The organism is Poseidonibacter lekithochrous (genome assembly GCF_013283835.1).
Taxonomy (GTDB): Bacteria; Campylobacterota; Campylobacteria; order Campylobacterales; family Arcobacteraceae; genus Poseidonibacter; species Poseidonibacter lekithochrous.
Genome location: NZ_CP054052.1, coordinates 2,235,331 through 2,262,218, shown reverse-complemented (window position 1 = coordinate 2,262,218; position 26,888 = coordinate 2,235,331). Strand labels below are relative to the sequence as shown.

Annotated in this window: 23 protein-coding genes; 14 read left to right on the top strand and 9 right to left on the bottom strand. The window is 28.1% G+C overall.

The genetic code is table 11. From position 1 onward, the window contains the following. Positions 1 to 15: 15 nt before the first annotated feature. The 8 genes from ALEK_RS10690 to ftsZ all read left to right on the top strand — a co-directional run bounded on the left by ALEK_RS10690 (position 16) and on the right by ftsZ (position 9,416). A complete protein-coding gene (locus tag ALEK_RS10690; protein WP_071625174.1) occupies positions 16 to 510 on the top strand; it encodes a gluconate 2-dehydrogenase subunit 3 family protein in 495 nt (164 codons plus the stop codon). Then, positions 507 to 2,168, top strand: a complete 1,662-nt coding sequence (locus ALEK_RS10685; RefSeq protein ID WP_071625175.1) for a GMC family oxidoreductase — start codon at positions 507 to 509, stop codon at positions 2,166 to 2,168. Before ALEK_RS10690 ends, ALEK_RS10685 begins: the two co-directional genes overlap by 4 nt. A 101-nt stretch (positions 2,169 to 2,269) precedes the next feature. Next, complete coding sequence (gene arsC, locus ALEK_RS10680; RefSeq protein ID WP_071625176.1) at positions 2,270 to 2,620, top strand: arsenate reductase (glutaredoxin); 351 nt, start codon at positions 2,270 to 2,272, stop codon at positions 2,618 to 2,620. Further along, positions 2,620 to 2,979 carry a hypothetical protein gene (locus ALEK_RS10675; protein ID WP_071625177.1) on the top strand — a complete coding sequence of 120 codons (360 nt, stop codon included), beginning with the start codon at positions 2,620 to 2,622 and terminating at the stop codon, positions 2,977 to 2,979. Before arsC ends, ALEK_RS10675 begins: the two co-directional genes overlap by 1 nt. Continuing rightward, positions 2,979 to 5,306 (top strand): AAA family ATPase, encoded by a 2,328-nt coding sequence (locus ALEK_RS10670; RefSeq protein WP_071625178.1) that lies wholly within the window; start codon positions 2,979 to 2,981, stop codon positions 5,304 to 5,306. Before ALEK_RS10675 ends, ALEK_RS10670 begins: the two co-directional genes overlap by 1 nt. 85 nt (positions 5,307 to 5,391) lie before the next feature. After that, a complete protein-coding gene (locus ALEK_RS10665) occupies positions 5,392 to 6,855 on the top strand; it encodes a peptidylprolyl isomerase (protein ID WP_071625179.1) in 1,464 nt (487 codons plus the stop codon). Positions 6,856 to 6,858: 3 nt separating this feature from the next. Then, positions 6,859 to 8,286 carry a cell division protein FtsA gene (ftsA, locus tag ALEK_RS10660; RefSeq protein ID WP_071625180.1) on the top strand — a complete coding sequence of 476 codons (1,428 nt, stop codon included), beginning with the start codon at positions 6,859 to 6,861 and terminating at the stop codon, positions 8,284 to 8,286. Beyond that, positions 8,286 to 9,416 carry a cell division protein FtsZ gene (gene ftsZ / locus ALEK_RS10655; protein WP_071625181.1) on the top strand — a complete coding sequence of 377 codons (1,131 nt, stop codon included), beginning with the start codon at positions 8,286 to 8,288 and terminating at the stop codon, positions 9,414 to 9,416. The genes ftsA and ftsZ overlap by 1 nt, the downstream gene beginning before the upstream one ends. 11 nt (positions 9,417 to 9,427) lie before the next feature. Here the strand turns inward: ftsZ and ALEK_RS10650 are convergent, their stop codons facing one another. Next, positions 9,428 to 9,817 (bottom strand): heat shock protein transcriptional repressor HspR, encoded by a 390-nt coding sequence (locus ALEK_RS10650; RefSeq protein WP_071625182.1) that lies wholly within the window; start codon positions 9,815 to 9,817, stop codon positions 9,428 to 9,430. A gap of 14 nt (positions 9,818 to 9,831) precedes the next feature. Then, positions 9,832 to 10,707, bottom strand: coding sequence for a DnaJ C-terminal domain-containing protein (locus ALEK_RS10645; protein ID WP_071625183.1), 876 nt, complete (start codon positions 10,705 to 10,707; stop codon positions 9,832 to 9,834). A 168-nt stretch (positions 10,708 to 10,875) separates the two neighbouring features. Between ALEK_RS10645 and ALEK_RS10640 the strand changes: the two genes are divergently transcribed. From ALEK_RS10640 to ALEK_RS10630, 3 genes are read left to right on the top strand one after another with little or no spacing between them, the layout of a single operon-like run. Continuing rightward, complete coding sequence (locus tag ALEK_RS10640) at positions 10,876 to 11,202, top strand: hypothetical protein (protein WP_071625184.1); 327 nt, start codon at positions 10,876 to 10,878, stop codon at positions 11,200 to 11,202. Further along, entirely contained in the window at positions 11,195 to 12,379 is a 1,185-nt protein-coding gene (locus ALEK_RS10635) for an FAD-dependent oxidoreductase (RefSeq protein ID WP_071625185.1), read from the top strand. Before ALEK_RS10640 ends, ALEK_RS10635 begins: the two co-directional genes overlap by 8 nt. 8 nt (positions 12,380 to 12,387) lie before the next feature. Continuing rightward, entirely contained in the window at positions 12,388 to 12,972 is a 585-nt protein-coding gene (locus tag ALEK_RS10630; RefSeq protein ID WP_071625186.1) for a hypothetical protein, read from the top strand. Positions 12,973 to 12,982: 10 nt separating this feature from the next. Here the strand turns inward: ALEK_RS10630 and ALEK_RS10625 are convergent, their stop codons facing one another. The 6 genes from ALEK_RS10625 to mltG all read right to left on the bottom strand — a co-directional run bounded on the left by ALEK_RS10625 (position 12,983) and on the right by mltG (position 19,305). Then, positions 12,983 to 13,288 carry a metal/formaldehyde-sensitive transcriptional repressor gene (locus ALEK_RS10625; RefSeq protein WP_170073326.1) on the bottom strand — a complete coding sequence of 102 codons (306 nt, stop codon included), beginning with the start codon at positions 13,286 to 13,288 and terminating at the stop codon, positions 12,983 to 12,985. A 9-nt stretch (positions 13,289 to 13,297) separates the two neighbouring features. Further along, the gene (locus ALEK_RS10620) at positions 13,298 to 14,251 is read right to left on the bottom strand and encodes a cation diffusion facilitator family transporter (RefSeq protein ID WP_071625188.1); all 954 of its coding nucleotides are present in this window, start codon (positions 14,249 to 14,251) and stop codon (positions 13,298 to 13,300) included. Positions 14,252 to 14,407: 156 nt separating this feature from the next. After that, on the bottom strand, positions 14,408 to 14,698 hold the full coding sequence (locus ALEK_RS10615; RefSeq protein ID WP_071625189.1) for a heavy-metal-associated domain-containing protein: 291 nt from the start codon (positions 14,696 to 14,698) through the stop codon (positions 14,408 to 14,410). An 82-nt stretch (positions 14,699 to 14,780) separates the two neighbouring features. Beyond that, complete coding sequence (gene mdh, locus ALEK_RS10610) at positions 14,781 to 15,722, bottom strand: malate dehydrogenase (RefSeq protein ID WP_071625190.1); 942 nt, start codon at positions 15,720 to 15,722, stop codon at positions 14,781 to 14,783. A 146-nt stretch (positions 15,723 to 15,868) separates the two neighbouring features. Continuing rightward, complete coding sequence (locus ALEK_RS10605) at positions 15,869 to 18,061, bottom strand: NADP-dependent isocitrate dehydrogenase (protein ID WP_071625191.1); 2,193 nt, start codon at positions 18,059 to 18,061, stop codon at positions 15,869 to 15,871. A 122-nt stretch (positions 18,062 to 18,183) separates the two neighbouring features. Further along, a complete protein-coding gene (gene mltG, locus ALEK_RS10600; protein ID WP_083574543.1) occupies positions 18,184 to 19,305 on the bottom strand; it encodes an endolytic transglycosylase MltG in 1,122 nt (373 codons plus the stop codon). Here mltG and ALEK_RS10595 point away from each other — a divergent pair. Next, positions 19,226 to 22,117, top strand: a complete 2,892-nt coding sequence (locus tag ALEK_RS10595; protein ID WP_071625192.1) for a YhdP family protein — start codon at positions 19,226 to 19,228, stop codon at positions 22,115 to 22,117. The genes mltG and ALEK_RS10595 overlap by 80 nt on opposite strands. Before the next feature lie 9 nt (positions 22,118 to 22,126). On the opposite strand, the gene ALEK_RS10590 is transcribed toward ALEK_RS10595, so the two are convergent. Then, a complete protein-coding gene (locus ALEK_RS10590; protein WP_071625193.1) occupies positions 22,127 to 23,641 on the bottom strand; it encodes a DUF3369 domain-containing protein in 1,515 nt (504 codons plus the stop codon). Positions 23,642 to 23,732: 91 nt separating this feature from the next. Here ALEK_RS10590 and ALEK_RS10585 point away from each other — a divergent pair, with 91 nt between their 5' ends. Then, entirely contained in the window at positions 23,733 to 23,930 is a 198-nt protein-coding gene (locus ALEK_RS10585; RefSeq protein ID WP_071625194.1) for a hypothetical protein, read from the top strand. 1 nt (position 23,931) lies between these two features. Then, positions 23,932 to 26,880 carry an ATP-binding protein gene (locus tag ALEK_RS10580; protein WP_071625195.1) on the top strand — a complete coding sequence of 983 codons (2,949 nt, stop codon included), beginning with the start codon at positions 23,932 to 23,934 and terminating at the stop codon, positions 26,878 to 26,880. Positions 26,881 to 26,888 lie beyond the last annotated feature (8 nt).

Below are 26,888 nucleotides of genomic sequence, written 5' to 3'. Positions count from 1 at the left end.
GATAAAGTTTTGCCCATGAAAAGAAGAGTATTTATAAAATTTGCAAGTGTTAGCACTTTGTTGTTTTCATCTAATATTGTTATTGCTAAAAGTATTAATAAAGATACCCTAGCTGTATTAGATGAAGTATATGAAATTCTGTTTCCAAAAACTAATACTATGCCAAGCTCAAAAGAGTTTGGCGCTTTAGAGTTTTTGGTAAAAAATATTAGTCATAAGAGTTTTGATGATTATGATAAAAATCTAGTTCTTGATGGAACAAAAGATTTCCACTCAACTTTCCCAAACTTCCTAAGTTTAAAAAACAAAGAAAAAAAACAAATCATAGAAGATATAATCAACTCTAATGATTATGCTCAATCGTGGCTTTCAAAGTTAATTTATTATGCTTTAGAGGCTTTATTATCAGATCCTTTATATGGTGGAAACAAAAAACAATTGGGATGGAAAAGTGTTAATCATAAGATCGGCTATCCAAGACCAAAATTAACTTATGGACAAAAAATATGATGTATGATGTTTGTGTAGTAGGAAGTGGAGCGGGTGCTGGTCCCATAATTTATGAGTTATCCAAAAAAGGTTTGAAGGTTTGTGTTTTAGAAAAAGGTGAAGCTTTTAAACGAGCAGATTTTTCAAAAGATGAAATGGCAACAGCAAGAAGAGATATTTATACTCCAAAACTTGAAGATGAATATCATACAATTGAAGAGTATGTCGATAAGGAATGGACTAAATTTCCAACTTATGATAGTGGTTGGAACTTTTGGAATGGTAGTTTATTAGGTGGTTCATCTAATTTTATGAGTGGATTTTTTTATAGATTAAAACCTGATGATTTTAGGCTTGCTAGTGTATATGGAAAACTTGAGGGTTCCAATATTGTAGATTGGCCAATTTCTTATGATGATATGGAAAAATACTATGACAAAGTAGAAAAAGTTGTCGGAGTTTCAGGGGAGCATAGTGACTATAAACATGCAGAACCTAGAAGTAGTAAAAACTTTCCTTATAAAGCTTTAGATGAACATCCAATAACAAAACTTATAGATGAGAGTTTAGAGAAACTTTCTTTTAGCATTGTTAAAACTCCAAGAGCAATTATTAGTGAAGATAGTGAGCATAGAAGTGCCTGTTATTATTCGAACTATTGTGGTTCATATGGATGTTCTAGTGGGGCAAAAGGTAGTGCAAGGGAAGCTTTAATTATTCCTGCTTTAAATACAAACAATGTAACAATTATTGCTAATGCATTTGTAATAAAATTAAATACTAATAAAAACAAAAAAATAACATCAGCTACATACCTTTCAAAAAGTGGTGAAAAAAAAGAAGTAAAAGCTAAATTATTTGTAGTTGCAGCACAAGCTAGTGAGACATCAAGATTATTATTAAACTCAAAAAATGAAAATTTTCCAAATGGTGTTTCTAATAATAGTGGAAATGTGGGAAAAAACTTTTTATCTTCAAGTGGTGGAATAGTAAGTGGAGAGTTTGATTCAAGTGCTATGCCTTTAGATGATTTATTAACTCCTGGGCTTTTTGTAAATAGAGCAATAAAAGATTTTTATTTTACAAAAGACTTTAAAGGTGGAATGTTAGAGTTAGTATTTGATCATGCAAATCCAATAAGAAGAGCTAGTTTTCTTAAATGGGATGATGAAAATAGTGATAACTTAGTATTTGGAAAAGCCTTACAAGATAAGATATATAATACTTTTACAAAAAAGAAAACACTAAATTTAGAAATATTTGCTGATTGGACACCAAATGATAATTCTTTTGTTTCAGTTGATTCTAAATATAAAGATAAATATGGAATACCTGTTGCAAATATCAGAATAGGGGCTCATAAACAAGATTTAGAAGTATCAGAGTTTTTAGAAAAAAAAGGAAGAGCTTTATTAAAAGAGATGAAAGCTTCTTCTATCTCTAGTAATGTAAGTGCGCTGCCTTCTCAAAATTTACAAGCAGGTGGTTGTAGATTTGGTAATGATTCTAAAACATCAGTTCTAAATAAATATTGTCAATCACATGAGGTAAATAATCTATTTGTAACAGATGGAAGTTTTATGCCAACAGGGGGTAGTGTTCCATATACTTTTACTATTTATGCTAACTCTTTTAGGGTGGCTGATTATATAAATGAGAATTTTACTAAGATAGTTTAGAGTAGTTTTTTATGTCAAAATATTACAAAGTGTAATAATTTTTGTACTATTAATGAGTTTTGGATATAATCACGAATATATATAAATAAAGAGGTTATAGAATGCAAGATATTACTATTTGGCATAATGCAAAATGTTCAAAATCAAGAAATGCAATAAACTTATTAGAAGAAAAAAATATTAATGCAGATGTAGTAAAATATTTAGAATCAACTCCAAGTGCTGAAGAGATTAAAAATGTATTAGCTTTACTTGGAATGAGTGCAAAAGAGTTAATGAGAAAAGGTGAAACAGTTTACAAAGACTTAGGTCTTGATGAGGTAAATGATGAAGCTAAACTTATTGAAACAATGGCTCAAAATCCAATTTTAATTGAAAGACCAATTATTATTAGAGGAAATAAAGCTGTAATTGCAAGACCAATTGAAAACTTAGAAGAGTTATTAAAATAATGCAAGTACATGAAAAACAAATTAGAATAAGATATATTAGAGTTTTAGAGAAGTTCTTTACAAGAACTGTCTCTTTACTAAAACTTGAAAACTTTGATGTTGACTTATTTAAAGAAAGAACTAGAAAAAACTACAAAGATTTAAAAAGAGTGGATGCAGTGCCTTTACATTCCCCTTATTTAACATCTCTTACAAACTTTTTGAATAAAACTTTACAATATTTAGAAGCACATTCTAAAGATTTTGAAGATGAAAGATCTACTCTTTTAAAAGATGCAAATACAATCCAAAAAGAAAAAAATAAAAACTCTTATAGTAAAGATAAACATAAAAAACACAAATTTAATGACGGATATTAATGGCAGATAATCAGCAAGAATATAAAACTTTTAAACTCTCAGGAGTCCTTAAAAAAGTACTATACCAAAATGATGAAACAAAATATATTATTGCTGTTTTAGAAAACAATCAAAAAATTTGTGGAGCTTACTTTGATACTGACATTGAAAAAATTGTTGGTGAAGAAATTCTATTAATTGGTAATTGGACAACACATAAAAAATATGGGGTTCAATTTGAATTTGATACGTTAGAATTAAAAGAAGCAGAAATTTTCTTTTTCCTTACAAAAATTGTAAAAGGAATAGGCAAAAAATTTGCCCATGAATTATTAGAAAAATATGATGAAGAAGAACTTGTAAAAATACTAAACGAAAAACCTGAGGAGTTACTACAATTCAAAGGTATTAAAGAAAAAAAACTAAAAACTATTGTCTCATCATGGCAAAAATTCAAACATTTACGTGAATTAGGATCTTTCCTTGCCCAGTATGGCGTAACATCAAATTTAATTACAAAAATTTATTCTAGTTTAGGTGAAATAGATAACCTAATTGAGAAAATAAAAAAGAATCCATATATGCTTATTAATATAAAAGGTATTGGATTTAAAAGAGCAGATGAAATTGCAAAAGCCTTAGGACTTGACCCTCGAAGCGAATTTCGAATTATGGCTTGTTTGAATTATACTTTAAAAGAGTATTGTGATAACAATGGAAATTCATCTATTGATAAATTTCATTTATATAAACTTTTAGATGAATCATTAAGATTTAATAATGAAGAAGTTTTATATGAAGAAGCAGTATCAAAAATGCTTGTAGAAGAAGAAATTTTTGTGACTAAAGAGAATAGATATGCTTTATCTATGTTGTATCATGCTGAGAAAAGAATTTTAGAGTTTTTCCAAAGAAGAGAAAATGAACAAAATAAAAAAATCATTGCAGCCTTTGATACTTACTTAGAAAAGAAACAAAAAACACTAGGTTTTGATTTAAGTGAAGAACAGAAAAAAGCAGTTGAATTAATTAATGATGGACATAAAACACTTTTCCTAATAGGTTATGCAGGAACTGGTAAATCTACATCAAGTAGGGCTATATTAGAGCTACTTGAAGAGATAGTATCTTATGATGATGTTATGACTATAGCTTTAAGTGGTATTGCTTCTCAGAGAATCTCTGATACTACAGGATATAACTCTTCTACAATTCAATCAATGCTTATGAAACATAAAGAGAAAGATTTTTTTCCTTATAAAGTAATACTTCTAGATGAAGCCTCAATGGTTAACTCTGTTACTTTCTATCAAATAATTTCAAAAATTGATGATGATACTATTTTTATAATCGTAGGTGATGATGGACAGTTACCTGCTATTGGTGCGGGTAATATTCTTGCTGATGCAATTAAATATGAATTAGCTCCAATTTGTAAATTAACAAAGATTTATAGACAAAATGAAAATCAAGCAATTGCAGTTATTGCAAATGATATTAGAAAAGGGGAAGTTCCTAAATATAATGAAGATTATGAAGACTTTAAATTTTATAATGTTTCAATATCAAATTATTATGCTCAAAAAAACTCTGCTTCTTCTAATGATTTTGCTGATATTAGAGGTGAAAACTCAACTTTGATTTTAAATAATATCTTAAATATTTCATCTTCATATATTCAAAAATATTATGATTTAATTAAAGCAAAAGAGATTAACAAAGCTCTAACACTATTTCAAGTAATTACGCCTATGAAGGGTGGTTTACTAGGGGTTGAGAACTTAAATATGCAATTGCAAAAGTTATTTAATCATACAAAAGGTATGGCATATCAAACAAAACTTTATGAGTATAAGATCACTGACAAAGTAATTCATATTAAAAATGAAAATATGCGTTCACAAACAATGAGTATGTATAAAAGTGGCTCTACGGACTTCTTAGAAAAAAGAGTATTTAATGGACAACTAGGTCTTATTATCAAGCTTGATTTTGAAGAAGAAAAATGTATAGTTTTATACCCAAATGATGATATGGTCGTATTTTATGCTTTTGAAAATATCTCATCTTTATTATCTTTAGCTTATTGTTTAACTATTCATAAAACACAAGGTATGGAGTATGAAAATGCTTTAATTCCTATGAGTTTTTCTCATTATATTATGCATAATACAAAACTACTTTATACCGCAATTACTAGAGCTAAAAAAATGTGTTTTATAGTTGGAGAAGAAGAAGCCTTCAAAAGCGCATGTAAAAAACTAGAAATAACTATTCGAGAATCTGTCATAAACGATATGCTAAGTAAAGCAAAGGTACCACAAAGAGAACTATTAGAGGAATTATAATTTCTTCTTACGATAAATAATATTTAACTAATTTAAAAGAAATTTTGTTGTAATATATTTAAAAATTTTAAGAGGATTATGTTTTATGATTACGTGGATGCAAAAGCACAAAAAGTGGCTAGTAGTTACTATCTGGATAAGTACAATAGCTTTTGTTGGAGCTGGCTTTGTTGGTTGGGGCTCATATGAATATGGCAAGCAAGGTGGAGTTGTAGCAGTTGTAGGTGATAGAGAAGTATCGGTAGAAGAGTACCAACAAGAGTATTCAAACCTTTATGATCAATATTCAAGAATTTTTGGTGAATCTTTTAATAAAGAGATGGCAGACCAATTAAATCTAAAAGATGTTGCATATAAACAAGTTTTACAAAAAAATCTTATTTTATCTTATGCTGATTCATTAGGTCTTGATGTAACAAATGAAGATGTTGCTAAAGAATTAGTAAAATATCAAGCTTTTTTAAAAAATGGAAAATTTGATAAACCTACTTACGTAAAAGTTCTTGCTCAAAACAGAACTAAACCGGTAATTTTTGAAGAGTCTTTAAAAAGAGGAATCTTATTACAAAAAATTCAAAGTTTATTTGTAGTTAACCCAAATAAAGTAGAGATTGAAAACTTAAACAAATTATTATTTGTTGAAGATGATATTAATATTAAAGTATTAAAAGCATCTGATATTGTTGTTAATCCTAGTGAAGATGAAGTAAAAGCTTATTGGGAAAAGAACAAATTATCTTATATGTCTGAAGTACAATATGAAGTGAAAACAAGTAAAATAGCAGTTGTTGCATCTAATGCTAGTGATGAAGATATTAAAAGTCACTATACTAAATTCAAAACTGATTATAAAAAAGAGAATGGGAAAATTAAATCTTTAGAAGAAGCAAAGTCTGATATCTTAAAAGATTTAGATAGAAAGTACTCTAAAAAAGAAGCTTTAAAAAAATACATTCAAGTTAAAAAAGGTAAAGCTACTTTAGAAGATAGTGCATCTTATGCTCAAAATTCTTTACCATTTGATTCTGAAAATAATATGAAAATTGTTTCTGCTAAAGTTGGAACTTTAATCAAACCATTTTTACATGACAATACTTATGTAATTACTCAATTAGTTAAAAAAATTGATTCTAAACCATTATCATTTGAAGCTGCAAAAGCTAGAGTTTCTGCTGTATACGATGGTGTTGCAAAAAATGAAAAATTAAATGAGTTAGCAAAAAAAGAAGTTAGTACTTTCAAGGGAACTAACATCAAAAAAGTTACAAGAGAATCTGTAGATAAAATCACAGCTTTAAATCCACAAGAAGCAGCAAAATTCTTAAATGAACTATTCTCTGCAACTAATAAAGAAGGTTTAGTTAACTTAGATAATAAAATTGTATTATTTAGAGTAAACGCTTCTGAATTAGGTGAATATTCAGAATCTAGAAATGAAACAGTTAAATCAACATTAACTCAGTTACAAGACCAAGAGTTAATGGCTAATTTAATTAAGAGATTAGAAAATACTTACGAAATTCAATCTTCTATAGATACAAAGGAATAATAATTGAATAATACTCTTTTAGCAATTGATATTGGATCTTCAACTATCACAGCAGTGATTGCTAAACATGACCTAGAATATAATATAAATATTCTAGGGACTGGCATTCAGAATAGTGAAGGTATAAATAAAGGGTTAATTATTAATATTGAAGAGGCTTCTAAGGCAATAAAAAATGCTGTAACTTTAGCCAAAAGAAATACAACAGAAACTATTGATGAATCTGTTGTCTCAATATCTGGTAATTACACAAAAAGTATTAGAAGTTCAGGGTCAGTAAATGTACCTAATGGATTAATTACTGAAACTGAAATTAACCAAGTAATGCAAATGGCACTTTATAATGCCACTATCGTACCAGAATATGAAGTTGTTCATGTAGTACCTATTTTCTTCAAAGTAGATGATTCTGTTGATGTTAACAATCCTCTTAACATGAATGGTTCTAGATTAGAAGTTGGTGTATATATTGTAACAGCAAAAAGAACAGCATTAACTAATATTAAATCAGCACTTAAAGTTTCTGGAATTGAAGAATCAAGATTTATTTTAGATGGTTATGCTTCTGCTATTTCTGTACTTGATAATCAACAAAGAAAATTTGGTACTACAGTTATTAATATGGGTTCAACTACAACTGAATACGTTTGTTATAAAGGTAATTCTTTAATTCATAATGGATTTATACCTGTTGGATCAAATCATATTACTAATGACTTATCAGTTATGTTACATACTCCGCCATTAGCTGCTGAGAGAATAAAAACTGAATATGGATCTTTAACTAAAGATTATACTCCTAATAATGAATTAGGGGTAACTAAAGTAAAAATTCCAAGAATAGGTGATGAAGATACTCATTCTGAAGTTGCTTTAGATTATATTCAAACAATTATCCATGCTAGAGTTGAAGAAGTACTTGTATTAGTTCGAAACCAACTTAAAAAAAGTGGTATTTTAGATAATGTAACTTCTGGAATTGTTATCACTGGTGGTATGGCAAACTTAGAAGGTATTAGAGAATTAGCTGATAAAATTTTTGATGGAACTCCTATTTCTTTATCAAATCCAAAAAATATCAAAAATGGATATTTAAACTTTGATGAACCTGGTATGTCAACAATTGTTGGTTTATTAGAATACAAATTAGGATTAAATAGAAACTATGAGTTAGATTCTTCTAAGCATTTAGTTAAACCTATTAGAAAAGAGGCAAGAATTGAAAATAAAACAATTCAAAACCCTCAAATGAATAACAATAATGAGTTTAATGAACAGATTAATTATAATCAGAATACTCAACCAAGAGAAGAAGTACATAATAAGTCTCAAGAAATAAGAAAAGACGATCCTACGGTTTTAACGCCTCTTTCAAAAGAAAAGAAAAAAGGTGTTTCAAAATTCTGGAGCAAAATATCGGAGTGGTTTTAATGGATAATTTATTTAAAGTAGATGATATAAAAGAACAAATGCCTAATAAGGTACTATCTGATAACGTAGCTAAAATTTCTGTTATTGGAATCGGTGGTGGTGGTTGTAATATGATTAACCACATGATCAAAGAAGGTTCTCAAAAAGTTGATTTAATAGCTGCAAATACTGACTTACAAGTATTACATATTTCTCAAGCTCCAAAGAAAATTCAATTAGGAATTAAACTTACTAAGGGTCTTGGTGCAGGAATGAAACCAGAAATTGGTAGAGATTCTGCAGTTGAGAGTTACGAAGAGATTAAAACAGCTCTTAAAGGTGCTGATATTGTATTTATTGCTGCTGGACTTGGTGGAGGTACTGGAACTGGTGCTGCTGCTATTGTTGCAAAAGCTGCCAAAGAAATCGGTGCTTTAACTGTATCTGTTATTACTAAACCATTTACTTGGGAAGGTAAAAAAAGAGCAGGTCTTGCAAATCTTGGACTTGAAGAGCTTAAGAAAGTAAGTGATTCAATTATTGTAGTACCTAATGATAGATTATTAGAAATTATTGATGAAAATGTAGGGATGAAAGATGCCTTTAAAATTATTGATAATATTCTTTACCAAGCTGTTAATGGAATGTCTGAGGTTATTCTAAACCCAGGTAATTCTGATATTAATACTGACTTTGCTGATGTTAAAACAATTATGCAGCATAGAGGTATGGCCTTAATGGGTATTGGTAAAGCAAAAGGTGAGAATGCGGCACAAAGAGCTTTAGAAGATGCTATTGAGTCTCCATTATTAGATAAAATGTCTTTAAATGGTGCTAAAGGTATTTTAATTCACTTTAATATACATCCTCAAGTTTCATTATTTGCTATTAATGATGTAATGGGTTCTATTAATGATAGAATGGATCACAATGCTGAAATTATTTTTGGTACTACTTCTGATAGAACATTAGAAACTGATGAAGTAAAAATTACTATTGTTGCAACTGGATTTGAATCTAAGAATGATACAGATTTAGAAAGTAATGATAATAATGAGGAAGAGAATAAATCTAATTTATCTGTAGATGATGATAATTATTTAGATATTCCACCTCTTATGAGAGATTATATCGTTCAACATCAAATTTAATTAAAAGAGGATTATTCCTCTTTTGATTCTACAATAACAATATCAAAAGAAGTCTTTTGAACTACTAGAGCTTTTGTATCGGGAACTACTGCTAAATTATTTATATTTTTTATTCTTGTTTTATAAGTGTGAATTTCACTCTCTAAATTTTCTATTTTTTTATTTAGTTGTAAGATAATATCAACCCCTGCTAAATTAACTCCTAACTCTCTTGTAAGTGTTAAAACATATTTGATATGGTCAATATCTTTTTGTGAATATAATCTAATTTTCCCATTAGTTCTTGATGGTTTAATTAGACCTTCTCTTTCATATTGTCTCAATGTTTGAGGATGGATATTTAGAATCTCAGCAACTGCTGAGATTAAAAATACAGGTTCTACGTAACTATTCTTTTCCATAGCTATTTACCTTTTTATTCTGGAAGCTTCTCTTGTAGCATATTGATTAAATCTTCATCTAAATCATCAACTTTAGGTAAGATGATATTTGCTTTAAGATGTAGATTACCTTTCTCTCCTGCTTTTCTATCTAGAACTCCAAGTCCTTTAACTCTAAACTTCTGGTTTTGTTTAGTGTTTTGTGGTACTTTTAGTGTAATGTCTTTATGTATTGTTTTAATTTCAATTTTACCACCAAATAGGGCAGTTTTAAGAGGTAAATCAAATGTTTTAATAAGTGTATCTTCATCTCTTTCATATTCAGGAGAAGCAGCTACATTAATCTTAAGAATTAAATCACCTTGTTGTCCATGGTAAGATTTTCCTTTACCTTTTGCTCTAATTTTTTGACCATCTTTAATTCCTTCTGGAATTTTAATATCAAAAGAATCATTATTTAATGAAATGTGTTGTTTTCCACCAAGAACAGAAATATCAAATGGAATAGTGATTTGAGCAGATGTATCTAAATCTGGTTCATCAAAACCACCAAATCCTCCACCGAATCCGCCTTGACCAAATCCTCCTTGACCAAAGCCAGCACCGCCACCTTGACCAAACATTTGTCTTAAGATATCATCTAAGTTACTGTTTGAACCTTGACCTCTTGCGAAGTCATGGAAGTTTTGTCCACCAAACATTGAATCACCATATTGGTCATATTGTTGTTTTTTCTCAGCATCACTTAGTACTTCATAAGCTGCATTAATCTCTTTGAATTTTTCTTCTGCTTCTGGGTCTTTATTCACGTCAGGGTGATATTTTCTTGCTAATTTTCTATAAGCTTTTTTAATTTCATCAGCTGAAGCATTTTCATTTACTTCAAGTGTTTCATATAAACTTTTTGCCATTTTGTTCCCTATAATAATATTAGTGTATATAATTTATATCTATTATAACACAAACTTGAGTCATAGTCAATCAAGGTTTGCTTATAGATTAGCACTATTAACAAAGATTATGCTATTATTTTGAGCTTATTTACAATAGGCTATTAAAAAAATATTATGGAATAATTTATGTTTTACACTGATGAGTGGACTCAACAAGAGCTATATAAAAATACAAAACTATTAGAAGAAGAGGGTATAAAAGTAGTATTAATTGATACTATTTTAAAACCACTTAGAAATATAGAAACAATCACATATAATCCTTATGAAATGGAAACAATGCCAGAAGGTACAATTTTTGTTTTTTATTGTGATTCTGGAAAAACTACAAAAGAGCGACTTAACTACTATAAAAAGAAATTCCCAAAATATAGATGTGTTAGTTTAAGAGGTGGTAGAGGGTACTGGCGACCAAATTATCAACTACTTGAAGAGATAGAGAAGAATGCCTAAATATTTAGAATATGACTATGTTGTAGTTGGGGCTGGAATTGCTGGATGTGCTACATCTTATTTTTTATCAGAGCATTCAGATTCTGTCTTATTAGTGGATAAAAATGAAAAAGTTACATTTGGGGCTAGTGGTGCCGCTGGGGCTTTTTTATCTCCATTATTGGGTAAAGATAATGCTTTTAAATCTTTGATAACTAAATCTTTGAAATTCTCAACGCAGTTTTATAAAAGTCTAAAAAATGATTTACTTACAAATTGTGGAGTTTGTAGAATTCCTAAAAATCAAGAAGATAGAGATAAATTTGAATCATATAAAACTTCTATGGATTTTGAGTATGAAGAAATGGGTGATGGGTACTTTTTCCCTATTGGCTCTCAAGTTAATCCTAGTGATATTTGTGAATATCTAACAAAAGATATTAATACAAAATTAAATTATGAAATAAATGATTTAAAACAAAATGAAGATGATAATTCTTGGATTATCAATAATGAAATTAAAGCTAAAGATATTATTCTAACAACTGGTGCTGACACTCGATTAATTAAAGAGAAGTACTTTAATATTCGAGCTGTATGGGGACAAAAGATTGATGTCTCTAGTACTTCAAAACCTAATATAAACTATCATAAAGAGTGTTCAATTTCAAAGGCAATTCCTTATAAAGATGATTTATACAAAGTTTCCTTAGGCGCAACACATCATCGTTTTGATTGTGATAAAGATATATGTAATTACTGTGTGGAAGTTGCAAATATAAATAGTTGTTCTAGATGTTATAAATCTGATATGGTTGATGCTGATTCTTTAAAATTAATATCTTTAGCTAATGATATTATTCCTATTGATAACGTTAATGTTTTAGATGTAAAAATAGGTGCACGTGCTTCTAGTTTAGATTATTTCCCAATGGTTGGAAAACTAGTTGATTCAGCAAAAAGTATTGAAGCTTATCCTCATATTTTAAATGGTTCATTTATTAAAGAAGAGAATCTAAAAATGATAGAAAATCTTCATGTAATTAATGGAGTAGGGGGAAGAGGTTTTGTTCTTTCACCTTATTTAGCAAAAAGTTTAGTTGATAATATAATTAATGAAAAAGAATTAGATAGTAATATTACAACATATCGTTTATTTAAAAGATGGGCGAAAAGATTAAAAAATAAGAAAAAATAGGATAATAAATGGCAAATATTTTAAAGATAGTTTTTTTAGGAATAATAGGTTTTGCGGGGCTTGTATATTTAACTGCACCAGAGAATAAAATAAATCCAGAAAATAAAGTTTCAATTGAAGATCTAAATATTTCATTATTACCAGAATATTATGAATTAGTTGGAAATCGTGCTTATTCAAAAAAAGAAGATTTATTCAAAAAAGGAAAAGAGTCTTTTCTAATTGTTGGAAACCATGACTCATTAGTAGTTCTAAACAGTTTATACAAAGTTACACAAAAAGATATTGTATTAGTAGCCAATATTTCAAATACTCCATGGCTTATGAAAAAACTTGCAGTTGATGGAAAACTTGAAGAATTATTTAAAGACTCTACAATTAGAATAATCAATGATACTTCTGGTACGGTTGTAAAATCTTTAGGTTTAGACGATATTACTCAAACAAGATATTTTATTTATAAAATAGCAGTTGATGGAGCAATAAAAGAAATTGCTAAAGGTGATGTAAAACTAGATGCTTTACAAAAAGGTTTAAATGAAGATGAACTTAACTCTTCTCTTAACTCTATTGCTAAGATAATAAACAAGTAATTTTACTTGTTTATTTACTATAGCTTTTCATAATATTTACTAACTCATCCATTGCAGCCATTGCTGTAGCTTCATCTTTAGATTCTCTTATTTCTTTTACTAAATGACCTTTTGCAAAATGTTCAACATAAGAGTTAATCATTCCGTTTACGGCACCTTTTATTGCTGTTAACTGTCTAATTACTTCGTATGGATCAGTGTGTTCTTCATGACAGTCCATATCACTTTCTAATTTATTTTTAACAGAGTTAACTTGCCCTTGAATTCTATTGATTCTATTTATTAGCTTTTTATTTTCTATTTTACATTGATACATTATTTTCCTTTACATAGAACAATTTATATGCTCTTGTTTATTTTTTAAAGAAGCAACTTGAATTTGAACATGATTGAAATTTTCTTTATTTAGTTTTGATTTTATATCATTAGTAATCTCTTCAATTTCTAATAAATTTAAAACTTCATTTTTTAAAACTATTTGTAGTGATATAAAATTATGTTTTGAACTCGGTTTATGAATATGTAAATCTTGATATGAAAGTACATTTTTATTTGACTTAACAATCTCATCTAATTTTTCTTCACTAATTGCTGTAATATTTATATCCATTAATGACAAAAATGATTTTTTTAATAAAGGATAAGAGTGATACAAAATATATACAGAAAAGAAAACTGTTAAAATTGAATCAATATAATAAATTTTAAAGAAGTAAATAAATATACCTGCAATTACAACTGCAACAGAAATTAAGGCATCACTTAACATATGTAAATAAGCAGATTTAATATTTGCATCTTCTTCTTTTTCATGACTATGAGAATTGCTATGATCATGATCGTGTGAATGTCCGTGGGAATGATCATGTCCACAAGAAGCAACTCCTAAGGTATTTAGGATATATGCACTTATACCATTTGCAATAACTGCAATAATACCTACAATAATCATATATATAGGATTTATTATCTCTGGGTTAAAAAACCTGTTTATTGCCTCATAAATCATGTATAACATCGTTATATACAAAAATAGGGTATTAACAAAGGCTGCCATCATTTCAGCTCTTACATAGCCAAATGTTTGTTTAAAGGTAGTTGTTTTACTTCCAAGTCTAAGCGCAATATATGTAACAATAACTGCTAATACATCACCTGTATTATGTAATGCATCTGCTATTAGTGCAAAGGAGTTTGATATAAACCCAAATACTATTTCAGAAACAATGATAATTACATTTACAATTATAATTAATAAAATCTTTTTTTCTTTACTCATATTTAACCTTATATAATATAGTGGGGTATAGTATATTAAAAAAATATGAATTTAGCAAGAAGTACCTAGAATAGGGAAGAAGAGAGATTTACAAGAAAAAATTAATTATAGGATTTTGAAAGGGAAGAGGATTTGATATCCTCAAATTATAATAATTTACTTCCCTGTTGCCACGTTGAATTTACCAACAGCACAAGATACAAAACTTTTTGCAGTTGTTGCTGCTTTATCAAAACCAGATAATTCATCACTAGTTAATGGATAACCTAAACTTCTTAGTTTTAATTTTAAATCTTCTTTTTTATTATCTTCAATATCAAGTGTGATTTTTCGTGGGTTTACTTCTAAATCAACAGTAACATCACCAAACTCTTCTTTAAGAGCTGTAATTAAAGTATTGGCACATCCACCACATTTTACATTGTGAACTTCAAAAATTTGTTGCATTTGTTTTGCCTTTTTATTTTATTATACATTTTTTGTATGGAGTTTGTGTGTATTATATTCTCATTAGCTTATAATAATATTATTAGAAAAACTTATTTTCTAATGTATCTACAAGTTCTTGTACTGATGCCACTGATTTTGAAAACTCTTCTTTTTGATTATCATTTAAAGTTAATTCAATCACTTTTTCAATACCATTTTTTCCAAGCATAACTGGAACTCCTGATACAATATCTTCATAGCCATATTCACCCTCTAATCTAATAGCACAAGGATAAACTTCTTTTTTATCATTAATAATTGCTTCTACCATTTGAGTTGTTGCGAAAGCTGGAGCATAATAAGCAGAACCAGTCTCAAGAAGTTTTACAATCTGAGCGCCGCCATTTTTTGTTTTATTTACAATATCTTCTATATCTTCATCTTTTAGTACTTCATTTAAAGGCACACCTGCAACTGTTGAGAAGTTTGGTAGTGGAACCATATCATCACCATGTCCACCCATTACAGAGGCTTCTATTTGTCCTGCACCATATCCAAGTTTTTCTAAAATAAAGTGAGACATTCTTGCACTATCTAAAATACCTGCCATTCCTATAATTTTATTTCTTGGATAATTTGATGCTTTAAGGGCTGTATATACCATGGCATCTAAAGGGTTTGAAACAATGATTATTATTGCATTTGGATTAAATGTAGTTACACTATTAATTACTTGGCTCATGATTTTTGCATTTGTTAGTAATAAGTCATCTCTACTCATGCCAGGTTTTCTTGCGATTCCTGCTGTTATAACAACTACATCACAATCTTTGAATTCTTCATCACTTAGACAAGCTTTTACAATTGTATTTGATTTTGCAGCATTTGCAGCTTGTGAAATATCCAAAGCCATTGCTTGTACAATATTTTCTCTAATATCTTTTAATAATACAGAAGAACATATATTTTTCTCTGCTATTGTAAAAGCTAATGTAGCTCCAACATTACCAACTCCAACGATTCCAACTCTTTTTGTGCTCACAGTAGTACCTTTAATACAAAATAATTTTTGCGGTATTATAGCACTTTCGCTCTTAGGATTAATTAGAATTTAGTATAAAAAATGATTTAGATTAGAAGAAGAGTAAAAAGAGAAGAAAAACTCTTCTCTTTTTAATTTGGATAAGATTATCCGATAATTGAATTTAATGTTGCTGATGGTCTCATAGCAGCTGCTACTAAATCATCATTTGGTAAGTAGTATCCACCCATGTCAATTTCTTTACCATGACCAGCTACTAATTCAGAAACAATCTTATCTTCGTTAGAAGTTAATGATTCTGCAATTGGAGCAAATTCTGCAGCTAAATCAGCATCAGTTGTTTGTGCAGCTAATTCTTGAGCCCAGTACATAGTTAAGTAGAAGTGAGAACCTCTATTATCAATTGAACCTAATTTTCTAGCTGGAGACTTGTCATTTAAAAGGAAAGTTCCAGTAGCTTTATCTAAAGTATCAGCTAAAATTTGAGCTTTTGCATTATCTTGTGTATTTGCTAAGTGTTCAAAAGATGCAGCTAATGCCATGAATTCACCTAATGAATCCCATCTTAAGTAATCTTCTTCAGCAAATTGTTGAACGTGCTTAGGAGCAGATCCACCAGCACCAGTTTCAAATAATCCACCACCTTGCATTAATGGTACGATTGATAACATTTTTGCAGATGTTCCTAATTCTAAAATTGGGAATAAGTCAGTATTGTAATCTCTTAAAACATTTCCAGTTACAGAAATTGTATCAAGACCTTTTCTCATTCTTTCTAAAGAAGTTTTAGTTGCATCAACAGGTGCTGCAATAGTAATATCTAAACCAGCCGTATCATGTTCTGGTAAGTATTTATTAACTTTTTTAATCATTTCAGCATCGTGAGCTCTGTTTTCGTCTAACCAGAAAATTGCAGGAGTATTAGATAATCTAGCTCTAGTAACTGCTAATTTAACCCAGTCTTGGATTGGAGCGTCTTTTGCTTGACACATTCTGAAGATATCACCAGCTTCTGTATCAAAAGAGAATACAGTTTCACCAGCAGTGTTTGTTACTACGATTTTTCCAGAAGCTGCTGCTTGGAAAGTTTTGTCGTGTGAACCATATTCTTCAGCTTTTTTAGCCATTAAACCAACATTTGGAACTGTACCAATTGTTGTTACATCTAATGTACCGTTAGCTTTACAATCTTCAATAACTGCTTGGAAAGATTTTGCGTAACATCTATCAGGAATAACTGCTACTGTATCTTCTTCTTTGTCATCAGCATTCCACATTTTACCACCACCTTTAAGCATAGCAGGCATAGATGCATCAATAATAACATCAGATGGTACATGTAAGTTAGTAATTCCTTTAGCAGAGTTAACCATAGCAAGTCTTGGTTGTACAGCATATACAGCTGCGATATCAGCTTCGATTTCAGCTTTTTTATCAGCATCAATTTGATCTAATTTAGAGTATAAATCACCTAAACCATTATTGAAGTTAACACCTAATGAATCAAATAATTCACCATGCTTAGCAATTAAATCTTTGAAGTATACTTTAACAGCAAATCCGAACATAATTGGATCAGATACTTTCATCATTGTAGCTTTTAAGTGAAGAGATAATAATACATCTTGCTCTTTAGCTCTGTTAATTGCAGTTTGGTAGAATTCTTGTAAAGATTTAGCACTCATACAAGTTGCATCAATAATTTCACCAGCTTCTACAGCAGTTGAAGCTTTTAATACAGTTTCACTTCCGTTTGCATCAACAAAAGAAATTTTTAAATCATCAGCTGCATCAAAAGTAGTTGATAATTCAGCACCATAGAAATCATTTTCATCCATGTGCATAACTTCAGTTTTAGACTCTGCTGTCCATTTACCCATTCTATGAGGATTATTTTTAGCGTAGTTTTTAACAGCTCCTGGAGCTCTTCTGTCTGAGTTACCTTCTCTTAATACTGGGTTAACAGCAGAACCTAAGATTTTTGAGTATCTAGCAGAAATTTCAGCAGACTCATCATAGTTAGGAACATCGTAACCTTTTGATTGTAATTCAGCAATTGCTGCTTTTAATTGAGGAATAGAAGCAGAAACGTTTGGTAATTTAATAATATTAACTGAAGGATCTTGAGTTAATGCACCAAGTTCTGCTAAATGATCAGCGATTTTTTGATCTTCTTTTAAGTTCTCAGGGAAGTTAGCAATAATTCTTCCTGCTAATGAGATATCTTTAGTAACCATTTCAATACCTGAACTTTTAGTAAAAGCTTTGATCATTGGTAAGAAAGAATAAGTTGCTAATGCTGGAGCTTCATCAACTTTTGTGTAAATAATCTTTGACATGTAATTTCCTAAATTTTAATTTTTAATGTTGATGATATGATAGCAGTATTTGAGTTTGTGCTAATTGAAAACGACTCTTATTTTTATATCAAAAATATTGGTGTTTCAATTTTGCACAATAATTATTTTACGTTATTCCAAAGTGACTTGATTGAAGTGGGCTTTTGCTTGCTTACATCGGTCTTCATGATGCTTTTTGCTTCTTTATCTATTTTACTTTCAACTGCTTTGATTTTAGTGTAACTTTTTTTAACACCTCTGTTTGCTTTGATGTTATTTATGTGTTCTTTATATGACTTTGAGAATTTATGTAAGCCAGTTTTATTATCTTTTACAAAATATAAATATTTACTTTTTACAGGAAATATTGCAGCTTTAATTGCATCTAAACTTACAGCAGAAACTGGATTTTTTGGAAGACCTCTGTTTTTATATGTGTTATATGAACTATTATCTTCTTTAATTCTTTTTGCAGTAACTTTTATATGAGAATATTTACCATAATTTAGTGTTCCATCCATTTGTAGTTTCATTCCACGTCTTAATCTATTATGTACTACACTTGAAACTATAGGCATTTCATCTTTACTTGCTGCTTCTTTTTGAATTACTGATGCTAAGCTTATATAGTAATACCATTTTTTCTTATCATATAATCCAAATATTTTTTTTGAAAAAGATTCATATTTCTTATTTGTTTGTGTTAATAAATATAAAACAAGATGTTCTTCTTTCATACCATAAGGCAATGAATATGTATCTGCAATTATATTTCCATCAGCTTTATAGGCATATTTTTTATATGTTTTTACTAATTTATCTTCTGATAAATCAAGTTTATTAGCTAATTGCTTTAAAAATATATATGAAGTTTCCCCTGGAATTAAAGTTACATTTTTAAGTGCGGCTTTTGATGTTGTTAGTTTGTATAAAAAGTCCATTTTTGTAAGATGGTTTTTATCAATGTTAATCCATCCACTTTGAATAAAACCTAAACTACGTAAAACTACCTTGTCTACGATATTCAACTCAAATCCACTTTTATCTAAATATGATATAATATTACTAGTACTACCTTTAGGAATGAACAATACTTTTGTTGATGTTAGAGGAATAGTTATATAAAACAAAACAACTATGCACGTTATAAGGATAAATTCAATAATGTTAAAGATTACTAAACTCTTATTAGGTTTTCTTTTATTTACAATAATCTTGTTTGCTTCGGTGTTATTATCTGGCATTAAAATAGACTCTTTTTCTTTTGGAAATGTTAATGTTTCGCAATTTTATATAAAATTGGATAAAAAACTTATTGTAGATATTGAAAATATTGAGATTAGCTCAAAAAAATCGGAAGTAAAAAATTCTTATGATGACTTAAAAAAGAATGTTGAACTTCTTCCAAAAGTATTAAAATTTTTTAATTCAATTCATGTAGAGAGATTAAAAATTGATGGTAATGAATTTACTATTGATATAAATGATAAAGCTTTATATTTAGATAATAAATTTGTCAATTTATCTTCTAGGCTTGAATTCTCGGACAATGAAGTGGCTTTTAAACTATATTCTTTATATTTAAAAGACATAAAACTGATGTTAGATGGTGATGTTAGAATTGATTATTTCAATGATATATTAAGCCATGAAGGTAAATATTTTTATAAAGATTTAAGTGGAAATATTAAACTAGAAATGACAAAAAAGATAGCTAAGTTTTACTTGGATTCTGAAAAATTCAAAAGTTTGAAATTTCTAAAAAAATTCTTTAGATTAGACTCTGTTGCTGAAGAGTGGATGTATGATAATGTGACTGGGGATATTAAATTAAATGAATTTCATGGATTATTTGATTTAGTAAATTTAGGAATAGTTGAAAAATCTCTAAATGGTACAGGGATTATTGATAAAGCTAAAATACGTTTCCATAAAGATTTAAGAACAGTAGATACTGAAAAAATAAATCTAAAATTTGATAAAGGAAATCTATATTTTGATTTAGTAAAACCAAAGTATGATGATATTAAATTAGATGGTAGTTTTGTTGTTATAAACAATATTGCAAGTGAAAAAAATGGTGAAGTTGTAGTTGATATAAAAGCCAAATCTTTTTTAGATAAAAGAGTTTTAGAAATTTTGGAAGCTTATGAGATACAACTTCCATTATTACAAAAAACTGGACTTACAGATGCTCATGTTAATCTAAAAATTCCTTATTTAATAAGTAAAGAGATGTCTACTTCTGGAGAATTTAAAAGTAAAAATTCTACTTTTATGTTAAATGAATTTGAATTTTTTACAAAAAATGCAGATGTAATATTAGACGGTTCAATAGTACGAGTGAAAAATTCTCATTTCAAACATAAAAAAATGCTTGATTCAATGGTTACTTTAGATATTGATACTAGTACTTTAATAGCTAAAGGTGATGCTTTAATCAAATCTTTTGATATTGAAGATGGTAAAACTAAAGTAATAAATATAAAAGACAAAAAAACAGCTTTAAGTTTGGACTTTAATAAAAATACAAATATTTACTTAAAAAATTTAAATACAAATATTAATATTTCTGATCTAATTTATGTGGATATTGCTTCTTTAGGCAAAATATATAATCAGTCTGAACTATTAAAAACTATTGGCATAAAAGGCGGTAGTTTACATTTGGCTATTAAAGATGAAAATGATATTAAGTTTAGAGGTGAATTGCGTAAATTGAGTTTTCCATTGTTTAAGAATGAAAAACAAATCAAAACTTTAGATATTAAAGGTTCTATAAAAAATGGATTTACAAAAGTTAAATCTGATGATAATAGAATAAAAGTAAATGTAAAAAATGATGATTTAAATATATATTTAAAAGACTTAGATATTTATATTGATACAAAAAGTGAAGATAATACAAAATTAACTGATATGGATATATCAGGTGAAAACCTTTCGTTAAAAATTGATGATGAAAAATATTATGCAAAAACTGTAAAAGCTAATTTCAATAAAGGAAAAATTACTTTTGAAGCTTTAGCTTATAATCTTGATATTCCTATTATGAAAAACGATAAAGTTGTAACAAGTTTAGATTTACTTGGTGAAGTTGATAATGATAATATTGTAATTCAAACTAAAGATGAAAAATTAGTATTTAAATTTATTGGAGAAAATAAATTAGATGCTTATATTGATGGTTATGATTTTGTTTATAATACGGAAAGTATTGATAGTGGAATAGAAAATTTAGATGTAAAAGCAATAAAATCAAATATTGTTATGAATGAGAAGTATAAGTTTCCTGCTGATAGTTATGAAATTAGAATTAGAAAAGATAGTAAGTTCTTACACTTAAATCATTTAAAAGCTGACATTACATACAAAGAAGATGTTAATGGTCAAATTGATATTTATGCTAATAACTTTAGTGATGTTTTTGTAAATACAATATTTGATAAGAATATTGTAAAAGGCGGAACTTTAATGCTTTTAGCCAATGGGAAAAAAGATGATTTGAAAGGTAAATTAATATTAACAAATGTAAAAGTTGATGACTTAGCAATTTTAAATAATTTACTTTTATTTATACATAGTTCACCTGCTTTAATTAATCCATTATTAGCAGTACCTTCTGTTGTTGGAATGGCCTCAAATAAAGGTTTTACATTAACAGGTTATGAAATAAGTGATGGGGTATTAGAATTTACATTAGATAAGGTAAAAAACAGACTAGACATTACAAAACTTGTAACTGTTGGAAATGGTATTGATTTTGATGGAACGGGAAGTGTTGATATAAATACTTTGACAATTGATTCTAATATTAAATTAGTATTCTTTAAAAACTACTCAAAATTAGTGGGAGCTATTCCTGTAGTAAATTATGTGCTGTTAGGGAAAAATAAAAGAGTATCTACTCAAGTGAAAGTTTTTGGACCGTTAAACAATCCAAAGATATCTACAAACCTTACTAAAGATGCTTTCTCTGTTCCTTTAAATATAGGGAAAAGAATTCTTAACTCACCTATAGAGTTATTTGATTTTATTAAGAATAAAAAAGAGTAAGTTTTAAACTTACTCTATATTCTCTATTTCTTTAAAAACTTCAATATTTTCAATAATAATATCTACTAATTGTGGATCAAAGTGTTTTGCTCTTTCATCTTTTAGGTAGTTAATAACATCATCAATATGCCAAGCTTCTTTGTAACACCTTTTATGAAGTAGTGCATCAAATACATCCGCAATGGCAGTAATTCTTCCATATATATGAATTTCTTCTTCTTTTAAAGAGTTTGGATATCCTGAGCCATCCCATTTTTCATGATGTTCATAAGCAATAATTGAAGCAGCTTTTAGAACTTTTCTTTGTGAGTGAGCTAAAATATCTCTACCTATTTGGGCATGTTTTTTCATATGTTCATACTCTTCTTTGTTTAATGAACTCTCTTTTAATAAAATTGCATCAGGAATTCCAATTTTACCAACATCATGCATAGGGGAAGCATTTCTTATTAGAGTAGCTTCTTTTTTTGATAAACCAATTCTAATAGCTAATTCATAAGAAATATTTGCAACTCTTTTTACATGTTGTGATGCTTCTTTTGAACGTCTCTCAACAGTTTCACCCAAGGTTTCAATTAACTCTTTTTGTGTTTCAATTATTTCTTTATTTAAGTAGAGTTTATTAAATGCAGATGAAACATTTGTTGAGAAGATACTAATTAGATTTTTATCTAATTCATTTAGCTTATTACAGCCATTAATATATATGATATTTTGTTTATTAGTATCAGATGGAATATATCCAATATAAGTATCATTTAAATACATAGATTCTTTTTTATCAATAACACTTGAAACATTGTCTTTAACTTCTTGTGTTAGAATTTCTTCTAGTTTTTTTGTTTCGTATTTTCCTGTAGTTGCTAAAAGTTTTAATCCATTATTATCTTTTTCGATAGAAAATCCATCTGCTGTTAATAAAAAAGAATGACCATTAAGTTTTAGAATAGAAACAATTTGTGTTAAAACTCCACTTGCAAATAGTTTTAATGAATTCTTCTCATAAATATTTCTTGTAGATTTGATTACTTGTTCTAAGCCTTTTTTACTTCTTTCAATTGCTCTTAAATCTTTGTATGAACGTAAGGCACTTATAACTGTTGTATATAATTTAATATCTGTTAATTCAGTTTTTTCTTTATAATCATTTATATCATATTTTTGTATTACTTCTTTTTCTGGTGCATATCCAGGTTGCCCAGTTCGAAGTACAATTCTAATCATTTTATTTTTTAGTTCATCTCTTATTATTTTGACAAGATTAAGTCCTGCCATATCATTTTCCATTACAACATCAAGTAAAATCATTGCAATATCGTTATTTTCTTTTAATATAGGAATAGCTTCTTCTGCACTATAGGCACTTAAAAATTCTATTTTTTTATTTTTAAAAACAAAATCACTTAATACTGCTTTTGTAATAATATGAACTTCTTTTTCATCATCACAAATGAGTACCTTCCATGTTTGCGTGCTTAAAGTATTATTATCATTTTGTTTTTTTGCAAATTGTAATTTAGCCATAATGAACCTTTCTTAATACATATACTTTAACATTATTTCTTTTAATACTGTGCTATAATAATCTTATGTTTATACAGATTTAGGAGTTAATATGAAAAAGTTATTTAATTCCTACTTATTTCATATTTATATATTTATATTACTTTTTATTGTAATCAACGTATATTTAATATTTAAAGTAGATGTCACAAAATTATTTGATAGTTTTACAATGATTTATTTATTTTGGATTTCAGTTATTATATTATTGAAAATCATTTCAGGTTTTATTAAAATAGAAGAGTATTAACATGTTTGAACTACATACAATAGTTGCTATATTTTTATTATATATGCTTTTCTTATTTGTAATAGCATATTATATTGAGAAAAAAAACTATACTTTTAAATCTTCTTATGCCCCATATATTTATTCCCTTTCTTTAGCTATATTTTGTACTGCATGGACCTATTATGGTAGTGTTGGAAAAGTTGCCAATAGTGGTTTGATTTTTTTAGCTGTATATTTAGGACCAACCCTTGCTATCTTTTTATGGCCTTTATTACTCAAAAGATTAATACGAATTAAAGAACTATACAAAGTTACGAGCTTAGCGGATTTAATATCAGTACGATATAACAAATCAATGTTAATAGGTGCAATTGTAAGTTTTGGTGCTTTAGTTGGTATTATTCCCTATATTTCTATTCAGTTAAAAGCAATTATTCAATCTATTAATATTCTTATTGCAAAAGATGAAGCTTCTTATATTCAAAGTAGTTCAGAACTAGATAGTATTGTAGGTACGTTAATTGTAGTGTTAATGTCGTTTTTTACTATTATATTTGGACTAAGAAAACTTGACCCCTCTGAGAGACACTTTGGAATGGTATTTATTGTAGCAATTGAATCAATTGTAAAACTACTAGCTTTACTAATAATTGGTGTTTTTATATCATATTTTGTATATCCAGATATAAGTACTATTTTAAATGAAGCATCAAAACAAGAACTATTCAAAGTAGTAGGACAAGGTAGTGACAGTGTAGATTATTCTACTTGGCTTAGTGTCTTAATATTATCTATGTTTGCAGTGATGTTTTTACCTAGACAATTCCATGTAAGTGTAGTTGAAAACTCAGATATGAAACATATCAAAACTGCTATGTGGGTATTTCCTTTATACTTATTACTAATTACATTTTTTACTATTCCTATTGCAATGGGTGGGGAGATATTATCTCATACTGAAAGTTTAAGAGATTTTTATGTACTTACTATTCCAATGGAGCGGAATCAACATGCTTTATCTTTAATAGCTTTTATTGGTGGTTTTTCAGCCTCTACTAGTATGATTATGATTACAGCAATGGCTATGTCTATTATGGTTAGTAACTACTTTGTTTTACCTCTAATTGAAAGTTTTTCTTCATTAAACTTTTTGAAAAAAAGATTATTACAAATTAGATGGCTTATTGTAACAATACTTATTTATCTAAGTTATATTTTTTATTTATATGTATCAAAAAGCAATCTTATTGTAAATATTGGGTTAATCTCTTTTACTGCTGTTTTACAATTTGTACCTGTAATCTTAGGTGGTTTATTTTGGGAGAAAGCCAATAGATTTGGAGCTATAGCTGCTTTATTATCTGGTTTTACGATTTGGTTTTATACATTGATTATTCCACAATTTGAAAAGAGTGAATGGATTTCTTCTTTTATTATTGAAAATGGATTATTTAATATTGCGTTACTAAAACCTACAGAGCTTTTTGGAATGGTAGGCTTTAGCTCTATTCCTCATGCAGTTTTTTGGACGATGATTTTTAATATTAGTGCCTTTATTATTGTCTCACTAATAAGTAAATCAAGTGATGTGGAAAATAAAGTAGCAAGAGATTTTATAAGTATCTTAGATAAAAAGAATATTGAAAGTTATAATGGAGATTTAGAAAAAAGTATTGATCTAAAAGAAAAAATGAATTTATTTACAAATATTTTAAATCAATATTTACCAAAAAACAAAACATATAGAACTGTAGAAAAATTAAAGAAAAAATTCTCTTTAGAAGATAATGATAAGATTACTATCTTAGAGTTATCAAAACTATATACTTCAATAGAACGTGCCCTTGCAGGTACTCTAGGAACTGCTGGTGCACATAATGTACTTAAAAAAAGCAGTGTGTTCTCAGAAGACGAGTCTAATAGTTTATCAGAAGTATATACAGATATTTTAAAAAACATGAGAATATCTCCTGAAGAGTTTAGCAAAAAAATAAACTACTTTAAAGAGAAAGAAAAACTACTAAATGAACACTCAGAACAACTTGAAGAAAAGATAGTTGAGCGTGATAAAGAACTAGAAGCTAGAATAAAAGCAGAAGATGAAATACGTTCATTAAATGAGACCTTAGAAGTAAAAGTTGATAATAGAACTAAACAGTTAAAACAATCTAATAAAGATTTACAAAAATCAATGATTGAATTAAAACAAGCCCAAGATAACTTAATAGAATCAGAAAAAATGGCTGGATTAGGTGAATTAGTAGCTGGTGTTGCCCATGAGATTAATACTCCTGTTGGACTTTCACTTACTGGTATTACACATTTTATGACAATGGCTGAAGAGTTATCAAAACATTATGAAAAAGATGAATTAAGTGAAGAAGAGTTTGAAGATTTTATTCATACTTCAAAAGAATTATCAGCTAGTATAAATGTAAACTTACAAAAAACAGCACAACTAGTACGAAGTTTTAAACAAGTAGCAGTTGACCAATCTAGTGATGAACAAAGAGAATTTAATTTATTAGAATATATAAATGAAATCTTAGTTAGTTTAAATAATGTGACTAAAAAAACAAAAATAAAAGTTAATGTATCTTGTCCAGATAATATAATTTTGAATTCTTACCCCGGAGCTATATCTCAGATATTAACAAATCTAATTATCAATTGTCTAAAACATGCTTATGATAAAGATGAAGAAAATAGTATAGATATAGATATTTATGAAGAGAATGAAATAATTTATTTAACTTTCAAAGACTATGGAAAAGGTGTACCACTTGAGAATATGACTAAGATATTTAATCCATTCTTTACAACATGTCGAGAAGATGGGGGAAGTGGATTAGGATTAAGTATTATTTATAATCTAATAACTACTAAGCTTGAAGGTAGTATTGTTTGTGAAAGTGTCGAGAATGAAGGAACAGTATTTAAAATAGAATTACCAAATAAAAATAAATAAGTCGATTA

Coding starts and splice junctions, on each gene's coding strand:
- ALEK_RS10690 (WP_071625174.1), top strand. CDS start 16: ATGAAAAGAAGAGTATTTATAAAATTTGCAAGTGTTAGCACTTTGTTG.
- ALEK_RS10685 (WP_071625175.1), top strand. CDS start 507: ATGATGTATGATGTTTGTGTAGTAGGAAGTGGAGCGGGTGCTGGTCCC.
- arsC (WP_071625176.1), top strand. CDS start 2,270: ATGCAAGATATTACTATTTGGCATAATGCAAAATGTTCAAAATCAAGA.
- ALEK_RS10675 (WP_071625177.1), top strand. CDS start 2,620: ATGCAAGTACATGAAAAACAAATTAGAATAAGATATATTAGAGTTTTA.
- ALEK_RS10670 (WP_071625178.1), top strand. CDS start 2,979: ATGGCAGATAATCAGCAAGAATATAAAACTTTTAAACTCTCAGGAGTC.
- ALEK_RS10665 (WP_071625179.1), top strand. CDS start 5,392: ATGATTACGTGGATGCAAAAGCACAAAAAGTGGCTAGTAGTTACTATC.
- ftsZ (WP_071625181.1), top strand. CDS start 8,286: ATGGATAATTTATTTAAAGTAGATGATATAAAAGAACAAATGCCTAAT.
- ALEK_RS10650 (WP_071625182.1), bottom strand. CDS start 9,817: ATGGAAAAGAATAGTTACGTAGAACCTGTATTTTTAATCTCAGCAGTT.
- ALEK_RS10645 (WP_071625183.1), bottom strand. CDS start 10,707: ATGGCAAAAAGTTTATATGAAACACTTGAAGTAAATGAAAATGCTTCA.
- ALEK_RS10640 (WP_071625184.1), top strand. CDS start 10,876: ATGTTTTACACTGATGAGTGGACTCAACAAGAGCTATATAAAAATACA.
- ALEK_RS10635 (WP_071625185.1), top strand. CDS start 11,195: ATGCCTAAATATTTAGAATATGACTATGTTGTAGTTGGGGCTGGAATT.
- ALEK_RS10630 (WP_071625186.1), top strand. CDS start 12,388: ATGGCAAATATTTTAAAGATAGTTTTTTTAGGAATAATAGGTTTTGCG.
- ALEK_RS10625 (WP_170073326.1), bottom strand. CDS start 13,288: ATGTATCAATGTAAAATAGAAAATAAAAAGCTAATAAATAGAATCAAT.
- ALEK_RS10620 (WP_071625188.1), bottom strand. CDS start 14,251: ATGAGTAAAGAAAAAAAGATTTTATTAATTATAATTGTAAATGTAATT.
- ALEK_RS10615 (WP_071625189.1), bottom strand. CDS start 14,698: ATGCAACAAATTTTTGAAGTTCACAATGTAAAATGTGGTGGATGTGCC.
- ALEK_RS10605 (WP_071625191.1), bottom strand. CDS start 18,061: ATGTCAAAGATTATTTACACAAAAGTTGATGAAGCTCCAGCATTAGCA.
- ALEK_RS10595 (WP_071625192.1), top strand. CDS start 19,226: ATGTTAAAGATTACTAAACTCTTATTAGGTTTTCTTTTATTTACAATA.
- mltG (WP_083574543.1), bottom strand. CDS start 19,305: ATGCCAGATAATAACACCGAAGCAAACAAGATTATTGTAAATAAAAGA.
- ALEK_RS10590 (WP_071625193.1), bottom strand. CDS start 23,641: ATGGCTAAATTACAATTTGCAAAAAAACAAAATGATAATAATACTTTA.
- ALEK_RS10585 (WP_071625194.1), top strand. CDS start 23,733: ATGAAAAAGTTATTTAATTCCTACTTATTTCATATTTATATATTTATA.
- ALEK_RS10580 (WP_071625195.1), top strand. CDS start 23,932: ATGTTTGAACTACATACAATAGTTGCTATATTTTTATTATATATGCTT.